The organism is Empedobacter sp. GD03739 (genome assembly GCF_029843245.1).
Classification (GTDB): domain Bacteria; phylum Bacteroidota; class Bacteroidia; order Flavobacteriales; family Weeksellaceae; genus Empedobacter; species Empedobacter falsenii_B.
The window spans coordinates 1-15,133 of the sequence record NZ_JAOCHX010000062.1 but is presented as its reverse complement, the minus strand read 5'-3'; the positions used below and the strand labels follow the sequence as shown (position 1 = coordinate 15,133).

The 15,133-nt window shown below is 33.1% G+C and carries 8 protein-coding genes; all 8 read left to right on the top strand.

All coding sequences use genetic code 11. The features are described 5' to 3' along the window. Nucleotides 1-2,151: VapE domain-containing protein (locus N5E64_RS14425; RefSeq protein WP_347881236.1), on the top strand; the 2,151-nt coding region annotated here is incomplete at its 5' end. A 418-nt stretch (nt 2,152-2,569) separates the two neighbouring features. Continuing rightward, on the top strand, nt 2,570-5,386 hold the full coding sequence (locus N5E64_RS14420; protein WP_280038086.1) for a DEAD/DEAH box helicase family protein: 2,817 nt from the start codon (nt 2,570-2,572) through the stop codon (nt 5,384-5,386). Continuing rightward, the gene (locus tag N5E64_RS14415; protein WP_280038085.1) at nt 5,386-6,717 is read left to right on the top strand and encodes a restriction endonuclease subunit S; all 1,332 of its coding nucleotides are present in this window, start codon (nt 5,386-5,388) and stop codon (nt 6,715-6,717) included. Before N5E64_RS14420 ends, N5E64_RS14415 begins: the two co-directional genes overlap by 1 nt. 38 nt (nt 6,718-6,755) lie before the next feature. Then, nucleotides 6,756-7,289 carry a DUF4062 domain-containing protein gene (locus N5E64_RS14410; RefSeq protein WP_280038084.1) on the top strand — a complete coding sequence of 178 codons (534 nt, stop codon included), beginning with the start codon at nt 6,756-6,758 and terminating at the stop codon, nt 7,287-7,289. Between the two features lies 1 nt (nt 7,290). After that, a complete protein-coding gene (locus N5E64_RS14405; protein ID WP_280038083.1) occupies nt 7,291-8,775 on the top strand; it encodes an RNA-binding domain-containing protein in 1,485 nt (494 codons plus the stop codon). 59 nt (nt 8,776-8,834) lie between these two features. Next, nucleotides 8,835-10,667, top strand: coding sequence for a DUF262 domain-containing protein (locus N5E64_RS14400; protein ID WP_280038081.1), 1,833 nt, complete (start codon nt 8,835-8,837; stop codon nt 10,665-10,667). Beyond that, complete coding sequence (locus N5E64_RS14395) at nt 10,654-12,975, top strand: DUF262 domain-containing protein (protein WP_280038079.1); 2,322 nt, start codon at nt 10,654-10,656, stop codon at nt 12,973-12,975. Before N5E64_RS14400 ends, N5E64_RS14395 begins: the two co-directional genes overlap by 14 nt. 2 nt (nt 12,976-12,977) lie before the next feature. Further along, nucleotides 12,978-14,486: a class I SAM-dependent DNA methyltransferase gene (locus N5E64_RS14390; RefSeq protein ID WP_280038077.1), complete on the top strand. Its 1,509-nt coding sequence runs from the start codon at nt 12,978-12,980 to the stop codon at nt 14,484-14,486. The last annotated feature ends 647 nt before the right edge of the window (nt 14,487-15,133 follow it).

Genomic DNA, 15,133 nt, shown 5'->3' with positions numbered 1-15,133 from the left:
ATACAACAAAATATGAAATTCACCTTATTCCAAAACTTCAACGAAGTCATCAACACTGTTCCAATTGAGCAAATCGTAACAGAAATCAAAGAAGGAACATACAAAAGTCAAATTTTGTATTTAAGAAAATCCTTAGAACAAGGAAAAATGGAACCATACGAAAAAGCAAAGAAATCATTACTAGCTTTTACACCAAGTGCAACATTCAAAGGAGGTAGAAAATTAGACTACCTCCAAAATTACAATCAAATAATTGTACTGGATATTGATAAAGTAGAGAAAAATAAGTTAGCAGAAATCAAACAAAAAGCCATTGAATTAAGTACAACATTTATGGCATTTATCAGTCCATCAAACAACGGATTAAAGCTATTCATCAAGGTTTCAACCAATCAAGACGAACACAAAAACACGTACAACATTATCAAAGAATTTTACGAAAAAGAGTTAGAAATAGAAATCGATAAATCCGGAAAAGACATTACACGTTTATGTTTTTACTCCTTTGATCCAGAAATCTATTTCAACCCAAACGCTGAAATTTTTTATTGTTATCCTGAACTTGTTTCAGGATCTCACCAAATAAATAATAATCATAGCTTAAATGAAACACATCGAAACCATACACAGAATAGTTTTACAGAAACGTATCAAACCCCATTTACACCAGATACGAATACGCTCATTGAACATTGCGTCCGATTCACAAAACAGAAAATGGATTACGTTGAAGGAAACAGAAATAACTTTGTACATCAATTAGCGTGTAACCTAAACCGAAAAGGAATCAGGTATGCAGAAGCATTAGGCTTCATTTTATCCGATTACAACTACAACGAAATCGAAGTAATGAATGCAGTAAAAAGTGCGTACAACAATACACACGAATTTGGTACTGATAAGGAGTATAAAACACCGAAAACAAAGGAAAAGACAAATCCGAAAAGTAGTTCAACAAACGAGGAAGAAATCGATGATGACGAAGAAAAACCTGCTGCCATAGAACGACTGGAAATGTTCCTAAATAAAAGGTACAACTTTAGGTATAACATTGTAACAGGAAAGTTGGAATATAAGAAGGTTCGTAACCAAATGTATAAGCCTATAACAGATTTTGTAGAAAACTCCATATTAAGAGAAGTTCTAAAAGCAAAAGTGAAATGCAGCATTCAAGGTTTACGCTATTTATTGCTATCGGATTATGTGGAACAATTTGATCCATTCAAAGATTATTTTTCGACGTTGCCAGAGATAAATCAAGAAGTCGATTACATCACCGAATTAGCAAATACCATCACAACAACCAACCAAGAATTATGGTTAGAGTGTTTCAAAAAATGGTTTGTAGCAATGGTAGCTTGTGTAACAAACGAAAAAGTTGTCAATCAAACAGTAATTGTATTCAGTGGGAAACAAGGAATTGGAAAAACAACCTGGATGGAAAAGTTAGTACCAAAACCATTAAAGGATTATTTGTTTTCAGGTACGATTAATCCAAACAACAAAGACACCTTAATCCATTTGGCAGAATGTATGTTAATCAACTTAGACGAATTAGAAAACCTAAATAAAACAGAAATCGGTTCTTTAAAAGAAATCATAACCAAATCCCATATCAGAATGAGAAAAGCATACGGACATAATAATGAAACCTTACCACGTAGAGCATCATTTGCAGGTTCGGTAAATACAGCCCAATTTTTAAATGATACTACGGGTTCTCGTCGTTTCCTATGTTTTGAAGTTGAACACATCGAATACCATCACAACGTAAATTTAGATAATTGCTATAAACAAGCATTACATCTAATTGATGAAGGATTCAGGTATTGGTTTAACAACGAAGAAATTAAAAACATCAACCAAAATAATGAGCAATACCAAATAAAATCCCCAGAAGAAGAATTGCTACTCACGTGGTTCGAGAAAGCAGATAAAGAAACAGCCAATGCCTTTCTTAATACGACACAAATAGCCACACGATTGGCTTTTTTCAGTAACATCAATATCAATAGCGGAACAGTAAACCAATTAGGTAAAGCTTTAAAGAAACATGGTTTTATGAGGATTTCTAAAAATGGTTCGTATGTATATGCAGTCAAAGAATTAGAATACGATCAAGTACAGAAAATGAACAAAGAATTAAAATGATAAATAACAAAAAAAGTCTAATTTCTAACATCTCAAATCTCAATACTAGGTGCAAAAATCCCCTTACTTTTCCTTACTTTTTTAGCACTCAAAAAACGTTAAAATTTCATTGTAATACTCAAATATACACCGAATAACACCGAGTAAGGAAAGTAACCAAATTTGACCAAAAGAAAAAATTGTAAAATCACTCAAAACAAAAACTAGTAACATAAGCTAAAATCAAAGAAAAGGAGAACCATTGGTTCTCCTTATTGCATTAATATCTTCGTTTGAAACAGTTTTTTCAGAAACTCAAAAAACAAAAAAATGTTTTTGCCGAAATTTGGTTACTTAGGTTACTTTTTTAATTGCTTTTGCCATTTAATTTGTTAATTTTAACAACAATTAACCAATTGTAATAACAACACTTTGTTAAATGACAGTAAACCAAAACCCAGAACAAATTGCTCGTGATCGTATTGATGAAATGCTGCGTCAAGCAGGATGGGCGGTTCAGTCTAAAGATAAAATAAACTTCAATGCTTCAAAGGGCATTGCAGTTCGTGAATACACTACCTCTGTAGGTCCTGCTGATTATGTACTTATTGTCAATCAAAAGCCAATAGGTATTATTGAAGCGAAGAAGGAAAATGAAGGTCACAGACTAACTGTTGCAGAAGAACAATCTAAGGGCTATGCTGAGGCACAATTAAAGTTTTTCAAATCGGCTGAGGCAATTCCTTTTGTGTATGAAAGTACCGGAACAATTACACGTTTCACCGATTATCGTGACCCTAATGCGCGTTCTCGCGAGGTATTTCATTTTCATCAACCAGAAACCTTGTTGGAATGGTCGAAAAAAGATAAATCATTACGTGGTCGTTTGCACGATATTCCTGTTTTAGATGAAACGGGGTTACGTCCAGCGCAGATTACAGCTATTAATAATTTAGAAAAGTCCTTCAAACAAGCCAAACCTAAAGCATTAATTCAAATGGCTACAGGTGCAGGAAAAACTTTTACGGCTGCAACGTTTGTTTACCGATTGTTGAAGTTTGCCAAAGCAAAACGCATACTTTTCTTAGTAGATACCAAAAACTTAGGCGAACAAGCTGAACAAGAGTTTATGGCTTTTCAACCTAATGATGACAACCGTAAGTTTACCGAACTATATAACGTGCAGCGATTGAGTTCAAGCTATATCGCTTCGGACAGTCAGGTGTGTATTTCTACCATTCAACGTATGTATTCTATTCTGCGAGGCGAAGAAATGGACGAGAATGCGGATATAGAAAACCCCAACGAGCAATCATCTTGGTTACAACAAAAGTTAGCCGAGAAAAAGGCAATTCCTGTAGAATACAATGCACAAGTACCGATTGAGCAGTTTGATTTCATAATCATCGATGAATGTCACCGTTCGATTTATAATCTATGGAAACAGGTATTGGATTATTTTGATGCGTTCTTAATAGGACTTACCGCTACACCAGACAAACGCACCTTTGGTTTCTTCAACGAAAATGTGGTAAGTCAATATACTTATGAAGAATCGGTTTTGGATGGCGTGAATGTACCGTATGAAGTATATACCATCGAAACGGAAATTTCGCAAAAAGGCGGATTGATTGAATCGGGGTGGTTTGTAGACCGTCGGGATAAACTCTCTCGTGCCAAACGTTGGCAACAAGAAGATGAAGATACGGAGTATAAACGCAACGACTTAGACAAAGCAGTGGTGAATTTATCGCAGATTCGTACCATCATCAAAGAATTCAAACGTGCATTGGAACAAGTGATTTATCCAGATCGTTGGAATGCTGATCGTACCGAATACGAAGTGCCTAAAACCTTGATTTTTGCCAAAACAGATTCGCATGCCGATGATATCATCAATATCGTTCGTGAAGAATTTGGTGAAGGCAACGAGTTTTGTAAAAAAGTAACCTATAAAATAGACGAAGACCCAAAGTCCGTGCTGAATCGTTTCAGAAACGATTACTACCCACGTATTGCCGTTACGGTAGATATGATTGCAACGGGTACAGATGTCAAACCCTTAGAAGTTTTGCTCTTTATGCGCGATGTCAAAAGCATCAATTACTTTGAGCAGATGAAAGGACGTGGTACACGTACCATCAATGCCGACAAATTGCAACTGGTGAGTAAGCAAGCGCGCGTTAAAAATCATTTTGTCATCATAGATGCGGTAGGAGCTACCAAATCCAAGAAAACCGATAGCCGACCATTAGAGCGTAAACCAACAGTGGCGTTAAAAGAATTATTGGGAGCTGTTACCATGGGCGTGGCGGAAGAAGATGTATTTCTTTCCTTAGCCAATAGGCTGATTCGTTTGGATAAACAAATTACCCAAAAGGAAGCTGCTAAAATTGAAGAACTTTCAGGTGGGAAAACCTTAAAACAAATCACCAAAGAATTGATTACGGCTTTTGATCCCGATGCGATAGAAGCGGCAGCGCAACACATCATTCAGCAAACACCTATAGAAGATAGAACACCTTTGTTACAGGAAAAAGCTCGAGAGGAAGCGCAAGAAAATTTAATTCGTCAAGCTTCTTTGAGTTTCAATGGCGAACTGAACGAATACATCGACAATGTGCGTAAACAACACGAGCAAATTATCGATCATATCAACATAGATACGGTGTTAAAATCCGAATGGGATACGACCACCATCGATAAAGCCCAAGAATTGGTACAGGATTTTGAGGAATACTTACTAGCTAACAAAAACGAAATCACCGCCTTATCTATTTTCTTCGATCAGCCTTATCGTAGAAGAGAAATTACCTTCAAAATGATGAAGGATTTAATGGAGAAGATACGCCTAGAAAAGCCGATATTTGCGCCATTGCATATTTGGGATGCCTACAAAAGTTTGGGTAAAACCAACAGCGATGCGCCAAAAGATGAATTAATAGCTTTGGTATCTTTGATACGTGCCGTGTGTGGGATTGATACTGAACTCAAAGCCTTTGATAAAACGGTAGACGACAATTTTAAGCAATGGATATTTGCGCAAAATGCCGGACAACACAACCGTTTTACGTCCGAGCAAATGGATTGGCTTCGTATGATTAAGGATCATATTGTGAATTCCTATCATCTGGAATTAGACGATTTGGACTACAATCCTTTTGATGTACACGGCGGACGTGGTAAAATGTACCAACTCTTTGGCGACGATATGCAAATAATTATTAATGAATTAAATGAAGCTTTAGCAGCATAATGAGAGCAGATTGGGTAGAATGTACTTTTGATGATGTATTTGAATTGATAACAAATGGTTCTTCAATTAAACAAACAGATGATAAAAATGGAATTCCTGTTTCTAGAATTGAAACTATTTGGAATGAAACTATAGATTGGGGCAGAGTTAAATATGCAATAGATTATGATGATAATTTACACAATAAATATCTATTGAAAAATGGAGATATATTATTTAGTCATATTAACTCGGATTCTCATCTTGGAAAGACTGCAATTTTTAGAGATGTCAGAAAATTGATACATGGAATTAATTTATTATTACTAAGACCATTTTCAATTTTAAATAGTTCTTATATTTTATATTATTTGAAGTTTACAAAATATAGGGGAGGCTTTTTGCAGATTGCTCAAAGATCTGTAAATCAATCTTCAATTAATCAACGTTCTTTAAAACAATTAATAATTTCACTCCCACCACTTCCCGAACAACGTGCCATCGTCAAAAAGATAGAAGCCTTGTTTTCGAGTTTGGATGCGGGGATTGCCGACCTAAAAAAAGCACAAGACCAACTCAAAATCTACCGCCAAGCCGTTTTGAAAAAAGCTTTTGAGGGGGAATTGACGAAATCTAAATTAGATGAATTATCAATCGCAATTGGTGGTTTTGCATTTAAAAGTACTGAATTTAAAGAAATTGGCAAATACCAGGTAATTAGAATTGGAAATATTAGACCTGACAATATACGTTTGGATTCATCTCCTGTGTTTGTTGATTCTATTAGTGAAAAAACTGAGAAATATTTACTACAAGTTGATGATTGTGTTATTTCATTAACAGGTACTAGAAATAAAAGAGATTATGGTTATACGGCTTTAGTCAAAACTGATAATTTATTATTAAATCAAAGATTAGCAGCTCTACGATTCAATAAACAAAAAATCATACCTAAATATTTTTTATACTATTCGTTTACTGACTATTTTAAAAATGACTTCTTTAGTGCTGAAACAGGTAACACAGGACAAGGTAATGTGGGAATGAATGCTATAAAATCAACAGAAATTCCAGTCCCTTCACTCGAAGAACAAGCCCAAATCGTCAAAGAAATCGAGTCTCGTTTATCGGTTTGTGATGCCGTAGAGCAGCAAATAAAAGACAGCCTTAGCCAAGCAGAAGCTTTACGCCAATCTATTTTAAAGAAAGCCTTTGAAGGTCGTTTACTAAGCGAAGCGGAAATAAAAGCTTGCCAGCAAGAACGCGATTACGATCCGGCTTCAGTGCTTTTAGAAAAGATAAAGGACGAGAAAGAAGCGAATAAATCAAGTAAGAAAACAAAGAAAAAGTAATAGTCACCAATATGGCTAAACAACCACCAATAAAAATAATGCTGTCTTCTACGGTGTATCATAATGAACATGTTATAGAGGCAATATATAACCAATTAAAAGGATATGGTTATGAAGTTATTTGTTCACATATGGGAACCGTATATGCTGCTCCTGGTAAATCAAATGAGGAAAATTGTCTTAAAGCGGTTGAAGATTGCGATTTTTTCTTTGGAGTGATATTTAACTCTTACGGTTCAGGAATAACGCATAAAGAATTTTTACATGCTATTGCAATGAATAAACCAAGAGGTTTTTTAGTACATTCATACGTTCCTTACACTCGTATATTGCTAAAAGATTTTATGTTTAATCAAGGGAATAGAACCGATTTTGAATTACCTAAAAGAACAATGGTTTTAGATTCTCTAAAAGTAATTGATATGTATAATGATGCTATTGGTAATGGTAATCAAGATGGATATCGTTTATGGGCACATCAGTTTTATAAATATGAATTAGATGGGGCACCATTTGTAAATACTTTATTTTCTAATTATATCCGATTTGAAACTGATTTAAAAGCTTTATAAGATGAAGAATAACAAATTACAAAAGCTAATTCAACAAGGAGCATCGGAAACGGTTGAGTTCTTAGAAGCGATTAAAGTCGATCGTTTAGCCATCATATTATCTAGTTTTTTGAATCATAAAGGCGGAAATTTAATTGTTGGGGTGAATGATCAGCTAAACATTAAGGGAATCGACCCGACGATTTCGATCAATGATTTACGATCGAAATTAACCAATGCTATTACACCAGAAGCGCCCATAGAAATCATCAAAGAAGAAATTGAAGATAAAGCGGTATTTATACTAAAAGTATCTGAAGGAACCAAACAGCCTTACGTATGCAATGATACCATTTACATCAGAAAAGGAAGTAAAACAGTTAAAGCATCTACAGAAGATATTGCAGCATTAATTAAAAATAGGCAAAAAGCAGAATTGCATTGGGAACGCCAAGTTTCTTTTGGTGTAGATGAAGATGATTTGGATTTCGATCTAATCAGAATTGTAATGAAGCTATCACAAGAAAATGGACGTAGCAGTTACCAAGGGGAAAATTATTTAGAATTTCTAAATCATTACGGTTTATTTAATAACGGCTCTTTTACAAACGCTTGTGTCATACTATTTGCTAAAAATGCAAGTAAGTATTTCCCACAAACAAGGGTTCGATTAACAGAATACCAAAAGAACAAAACAGATAAAGGTCTATTACGCGACGATATAATTGAAGGAAATTTGTTCGAAATCCGTGAGCGATTAGAAAACTATGTAATGAATATGGGAACGCGCAGTACATTCGCTGAAAACGAATGGCGAAGAATAGATTTTAAATATCCCAATAAAGCATTACAAGAAGGTATTATTAATGCTTTAATTCATCGCGATTATTCTCGTTTCAATAGTCATTTAACCATATCTGTTTATCCCGACTCCTTTGTGATTGCGAATAGTGGTCAGCTTCCGGACGAATTAAAAGTAAGTGATTTAAAGAAAAATCATCGGTCTTTTCCTACCAATCCAGACATTGCACATATTATTTTCTTAATTGGGTATATCGATAAACTAGGCCGTGGTACAATGAAAATTTTGGAAGAATGTAAAGAGCTTGGACTAAAGGAACCCAAATGGACCAATACAAAGAATGAGGTAATATTAAGCTTCTTTGGACCGGACCTTAAACAAGATGTTTTTATTCCTAGTATTTCAGATCAAGTAAGTGATGCGGTAAATGATGCAGTACGTGAGATACTAAATGATGCAGTAAGCGATGCAGTAAGTGATGCAGTAAGAAACAGATTAATTAATATTATGAACCTTCTGTATGCAAACGAGAGTTTAACTTTAAAATCGCTAGTAGCAACACTAAACAGTTCTAGGGCAACGATTCAGCGAGATTTAACCTTACTCAATGCAGTTAATTTATTGAAATTACAAGGATCGGATAAATACAGAACCTACAGTGTAAGTGATGCACTAAAAAATAAATTTGATGCACTAAATAAGTAGCGTTTGATGCAGTAAGTAAAATTATAATAGGATACTACATGACTATTAATTAAACTATTATGAAAGAATTTATTTATAACCTGGAAGAGTTATTTGTATCCGATGGGTTATTAGAAACTTTATCAGCTACTAATTACTACATTGGAGCATACCAAAGAGGGTATAAGTGGAAATCGAATGCTGCACATGACCAAGTTCCGTTGTTCTTAACAGACGTGTACGAAGCATTCATTGATAATCAAGAAGAATATTACCTACAATACATCACGATCAAACGTAACGATGAATGTAAGGATTTACTTGAAGTAATTGATGGACAGCAAAGGCTTACCACAATTAGTATTTTATTCTATTGTTTTGAAAAAGCATTCGGTTTTTATAATATAACGAAAGATATTGTTCAATACGAACGTTACAACAATCGTCGAATTTTTGAGGAAATCATATTGATGGACGAAGAAAATGATGAAGGAAATGTGATTTTAAAGAAAAAACAAGACATCTTTTATTTATACCACGCAAAAAAATGTATTCTTAATTTTTTAGAATTACTAGATAAGGTGGAAGCAGAAGCTTTTTATAATTATTACCGTCAAAAAGTAAAAATAATTATCAATTTAGAAGATGATACAACAGCAGCTGAAGAAATATTTTCTAATCTTAATGATAATAAAGTAGAATTAAACAACCTCTATCTAATCAAAGGATTATTGTTTACTAAATCAACGAGAAAGGATAATGATGACGATAATTTTATTCATATTCAAGAAAAGAGAAATAGAATAGCTCGTAATTGGGATGACATGGATAATTGGCTTCGTTCAGAACAACAAAATCAATTGTTTTTTTATAATTATAAATTAGTTAATAGTAAGGAAGGTTTTTTAGGGTTAAATCCTTTATTAAATGCGTTGAAACCTATTGTAAAAGAGTGTAATGATGAACGCTTAGATAAGATTAATAAATTTTATGATAATTTGTCTATTGCAAAAGAGCAAAGCGACACTTATAAACTATTTAATTTATACAATGAAGGGTTACAAAATTTTGAAGAAGCAAACATTCAATTAGATAAAATTTACCTTACTAGTAAACGATTAAGAAACTGGTTCAAGAACAATGAATTGTATAATTTATTGGGCTTTTTTACTTGTACTGGTGGAAACATAGATAACATATTATCGTTAGGTGTTTCAGATTTAAAAGAAAAATTATATCAACATCTTTATAACCAGCTTTTTATTAAAAATAAAAAGATCCAAGATTTAGTTTATAATGTCCCAAAAGATAAATCTAAATTAGATAAAATATTTTTAGCGCTAAATGTATTCCCGTTAGTAAAAATAAAAGATAGTAAAGGTTTTGATATCCATGTAATTGATTGGTCGAATCGTTTTGATTTTCATACCTATCGCAACAACAAGTGGAGTATTGAACATATATACCCACAAAACCCAGATGCGACAGAAGAAGATGTAAGCAAGTATAAAGAATGGTTTATTGAAAAATCAAGTGATTTACCAGAATTAAACCAAAAGATTAAGCATAATATTTTATTAACAGATGAAGAGATTAAAACGATCGTTTCACATGATGTTTCTGAACATCAGTTAGGTAATTTAGCTTTATTAGAAGGAGGAAATAATAGCACGTTAAAAAACTATATTTTTCCCAAAAAAAGAGAATTATTATTAGGTCTAATGAGTATGGGGTCTTTTGTACCTACACATACTGTAAACGCAGTTGCAAAATTATTACATAATCTTTCGGATGAACGTTTAACTTTTTCTAAAAATCTAACGTTTTGGGAAAAAGAAGATATAGAAGCTAATGCAATATGGATAAAAAATACATATAATGCTTTAATTGAATTTGTAAATGAAAACAGGTAGATACAGTTTAAAAGATTTGCTAACACACAATGAAATAGATCAGTTAGTAATTCCAGAATTACAGCGTGATTATGTTTGGGAAGAAGAACAAGTAAATAGAGTTTGGGAATCCTTAATGAAACGTTGGAATAAAAAAACGAAGGCTGATTTGTCGGTTAATGTAAATGGGAATAATTTAACGAACAATACTATCCTTCAACATTTGCAACAGGTCTACACTACACTACAGTTTAAACAAAAAATGGGGTTCATTTATGCGTACCACGATAAGCAGTTACCGGGTCAATTTTTTTTAATTGACGGGCAACAACGTATCACAACCTTTTATTTGTTGTTATTGGTACTGTATACTAAGGCAGAAAAAAAAGATGCATTTAGTAAACTATATTATGATAATAAGTTTCCTAAGGTAGATTATAAAGTGCGTGAATCAGCTTACGAATTCATGCGTCTTTTTATTGAAGATACATTAAAAGGAAAAGACTATAAGCAAAATAAAGACTTCTTTGAAATCGAATATACCAACGATATTACGGTTCAGAATTTGAGAAATAATTTTGATTTTTTAGAGAAGCAATTAGTTGCTTTTTCGAATGATCAATTAGTTGATTTAATTGATTTTGTAGAAAATTATGTAGAGTTCAATTATTTCGATACACAGCTTAGTGCACAGGGAGAGCGTTTGTACCTTTATATGAACAGTCGTGGATACCATTTATCACATCAGGAAAAGTTGAGAGCGAATTTAATTGAAAAATGTTCGAAAGAGGATAAAAAAGAAGCAGGGGCCTTATGGGAAGAGTGGCAAGATTTTTTCTTTGAATATAAATTCTCTAATGAAAATGCAGATCAAGGTTTTGAATTATTTCTTTATTATGCAAGTGTATTAAAACAATATTTAGAAGGTAATTTTGATAGGGAGATAGAATTTCAAACAGAGAAATTAAAGACATATGAAATAGATAATCTTGATATTATTTTTTTATCAAAAGCATTTTCAGCGTTAAAGAAAGTACTAATTGAAATTGAGAATCCTTCTCGTTTTATTGAAGATTTCTTTACCAAGTCTTTAAAAACTTTAAATTTAAGAATTCGTGTTTTACCCTTATGGTTTTGGTATTTGAATGGGAATTTAAATGCTCAAACGATAAATGATAAAGAATTATATTTATTCCGTAATTTCTTAATAAACTATTCTCATACGAGAGAAGTAGCAGATGAACCTACCGTACGTTTAGACCAAATTCTTGAGGGGATTAGTAAAAGTGAAAAGTATGATGTAGTTGGTATTTTAAATGATTTACAGATTCCTAGAAAAGAACATGAAATCAATAAAATAAATTACATTAAAGATTCACCTGTAGAAAGTATTAATCATCCAATCGAAGAAGTATATTTTGATGAGAAATTAAACAAGTTTTTAGAAGGTAGAACAGATATTTTATTTAAGCTGATTTATTTTAATTTAGATTCTGATTTTCCAAAGGATAAAGCGAATAATGTAATCAACATTTTAGGAATTCTATTTCATGATTTAAGATCTAAAATGCTTAGAAAATATATTCTAAGTTATTTTGATTATTCAACTCATACTGGAAATTCGGCAGGTAAAGAAAAATGGGCTTTAATGCCCGATTCAAGGGCATGGCTAAATACTGTAGTAAATAATGATGGATTTTTAGATATTATAAAGGATTGGGAAACTAAGCAATACACATCTGTGAAGGATGCTTACAAAGATAGATTAGCTTTATTCAATGACGAGCAAGATTGGAGATATTATTTCATAAAATTCATATCAGTTTTAGAACATACACAATCAAATCAATTCATTTGGTCAGATAATTTTTTCGATATTAAATTATTAAATAACATAAATCCTTCACAATGGGATGTTTATTTAGTAACAAAAATTTTTATAGAGATTTCAAAGACCGAGAGCATTAGTTTTAATAATTTTGGAGATTCAATTGCATATACTGATCTTGTGTTAGAAAATAATGAGGTCGTTACAAAATTTGTAGACACAGATAGACTTTGTATTGATATAGTCTATGAGAAACAAGGGAAATGGGCAATTGATATTTTTTATAAAAAGGATGAAATGTTAAATTTAAGAAATTTTGCAGTTGCAAATTCTTACAATGAATGGAAAGAAGGTTATTTTATAAAATATAGAAATTCAAATTGCTATAATTATGAAATGAATAAATCATTAAAAGAAAATTTAGAGCAATTAAATAAATTAATAATGGATTTAATATTCAATTTAAAAAATGAAAATTTAATTCCAGAATATAAAAGTTAAAGATGACAGAGTCAGCAATTATATCAAAAATATGGAACCTTGCCAACGTGATGCGTGATGACGGTGTAGGTTACGGAGATTACTTGGAACAAATTACCTATTTATTGTTCCTTAAGATGGTTGATGAATTAAACAAACCACCATACAGCAAAAACATACAATTACCCCATATCAAAGACATCGACGGGAACGAAATTCCAAATGGTGATTTATGCGATTGGGAAAGTTTACGTAGTAAAAACGGAGCCGAATTAGAAAGTTTCTACACGCAATTATTACGTACGCTTTCTTCAGAAAAAGGCATGTTAGGACAAATCTATGCAAAGAGTCAAAACAAGATTCAAGATCCTGCCAAGTTATTGCGTATTCTTAATTTAATTGACCAAGAAGATTGGTCTTCTATGGGATCGGATATTAAAGGGAAGATCTATGAAGGCTTATTGGAAAAAAACGCCGAAGATACCAAATCAGGCGCAGGTCAATATTTTACACCACGTGCTTTAATTAATGTGATGGTCCAATGTGTACAACCTAAGCCAATGAAAACAATCATCGACCCTGCTTGTGGTTCGGGTGGTTTCTTTTTAGCAGGTTATGATTACTTAAGTAAACAATCTCTAGACCGCGACCAAAAGAAATTCTTAAAAGATGCAACTTTCCACGGAAACGAAATCGTGGCAAGTACGCGTCGTATGTGTTTAATGAATTTGTATTTACATGGTATCGGTGAAATTGATGGTGAACCATTAATTAAATCTTCTGATGCCTTAATATCATCAGATTCTAATACCTATGATTATGTATTAGCTAATCCACCTTTCGGGAAGAAAAGTTCGTACACGGTAACCAATGAAGATGGTGAAGTAGAACGTGATGACATGAGCTACAACCGTCAAGATTTCTGGGAAAAAACATCTAACAAGCAGTTGAACTTTTTGCAGCACATCAAAACCTTACTAAAAATTAATGGGGAAGCAGCAGTAGTTTTACCGGATAATGTATTGTTTGAAGGCGGTGCAGGAGAAGAAATTCGTAAACGTTTATTAGAAACAACAGAATTGCATACCATTTTACGTTTACCTACAGGTATTTTTTATGCCAATGGTGTAAAAGCGAATGTGTTATTCTTTACCAATAAGGCCGCATCCAAGGAAGCACAAACCAAAGAAGTATGGATTTACGATTACCGCACGAATGTACATCATACCTTAAAGAAAAAGCCATTAACTGAAGCCGATTTACAAGACTTCGTTAAATGCTATAATTCAGCAAATATTTACAACCGTAAGGAAACGTGGTCAGAAGAAAATCCTGATGGTCGTTGGAGAAAATATACCTACGATGAAATCATCGCAAGAGATAAAACATCATTGGATATCTTCTGGATAAAAGATCAATCCTTAACGGATTTAGATAATCTACCTGAACCCGATATTTTAGCACAAGAAATTGTAGATAATATTGAGTCTGCTTTAGGTAGTTTTAGGGAAATCATAAAGGATTTGGAGTAAATTATAAGGTTACCAAATCCAAAATACTACATCAACCATTAATTGATAGTCAGTAAAATATAAACGCCTATTTGCAAAGTTAAGTGTATAAGGCAACAACAAAAAAGCAACTGCGGTTAATTTCCAGTTTGCTTATCACAAAATAAACTCAACGGATATGCCCCAAAAAGTGATAAACTATTTGGGGCTTTTTTTATACCCAATCACGGCATTTTACTTTTTACAATCAAACTCATCTGCCAACAAAAGCAAAAAAACTCAAAACTCATCACTCAAAACTCACAACTCGAACCCAGCCGCCCTACCAAAGCTAAGTTACATAACATGGCATTATAGTCGCCTAGCGGGCTTCGGGGACAAGCCCACTATAATCATATTATGTAAAATAGCCCCTTCCTTTACCTGTCCGAAGCAGAGAGTATCTCATGTCGTTTTTTGCCCTTGTTGAAGTAGCAGTATTGCCACAATCATTTTTGCGCAACGATTTACTCCGTTAGGCTCATTTCACTATCCATACGTTTTTCAAGCCCAGTAATAACTAATTACGATTTACTAATCACCAATTACTAAGCGAAGCGTTCCATTCACCCAACTCCGCAAAATCAAGCCTAAAATAAGCTTTCCTTTCAGTCAAGCCCATTTTTTAG

Bases quoted from the DNA above. Each gene is read 5' to 3' on its own strand.
- N5E64_RS14415 (WP_280038085.1), top strand. From the start codon at position 5,386: ATGAGAGCAGATTGGGTAGAATGTACTTTTGATGATGTATTTGAATTG.
- N5E64_RS14410 (WP_280038084.1), top strand. From the start codon at position 6,756: ATGCTGTCTTCTACGGTGTATCATAATGAACATGTTATAGAGGCAATA.
- N5E64_RS14420 (WP_280038086.1), top strand. From the start codon at position 2,570: ATGACAGTAAACCAAAACCCAGAACAAATTGCTCGTGATCGTATTGAT.
- N5E64_RS14390 (WP_280038077.1), top strand. From the start codon at position 12,978: ATGACAGAGTCAGCAATTATATCAAAAATATGGAACCTTGCCAACGTG.
- N5E64_RS14400 (WP_280038081.1), top strand. From the start codon at position 8,835: ATGAAAGAATTTATTTATAACCTGGAAGAGTTATTTGTATCCGATGGG.
- N5E64_RS14405 (WP_280038083.1), top strand. From the start codon at position 7,291: ATGAAGAATAACAAATTACAAAAGCTAATTCAACAAGGAGCATCGGAA.
- N5E64_RS14395 (WP_280038079.1), top strand. From the start codon at position 10,654: ATGAAAACAGGTAGATACAGTTTAAAAGATTTGCTAACACACAATGAA.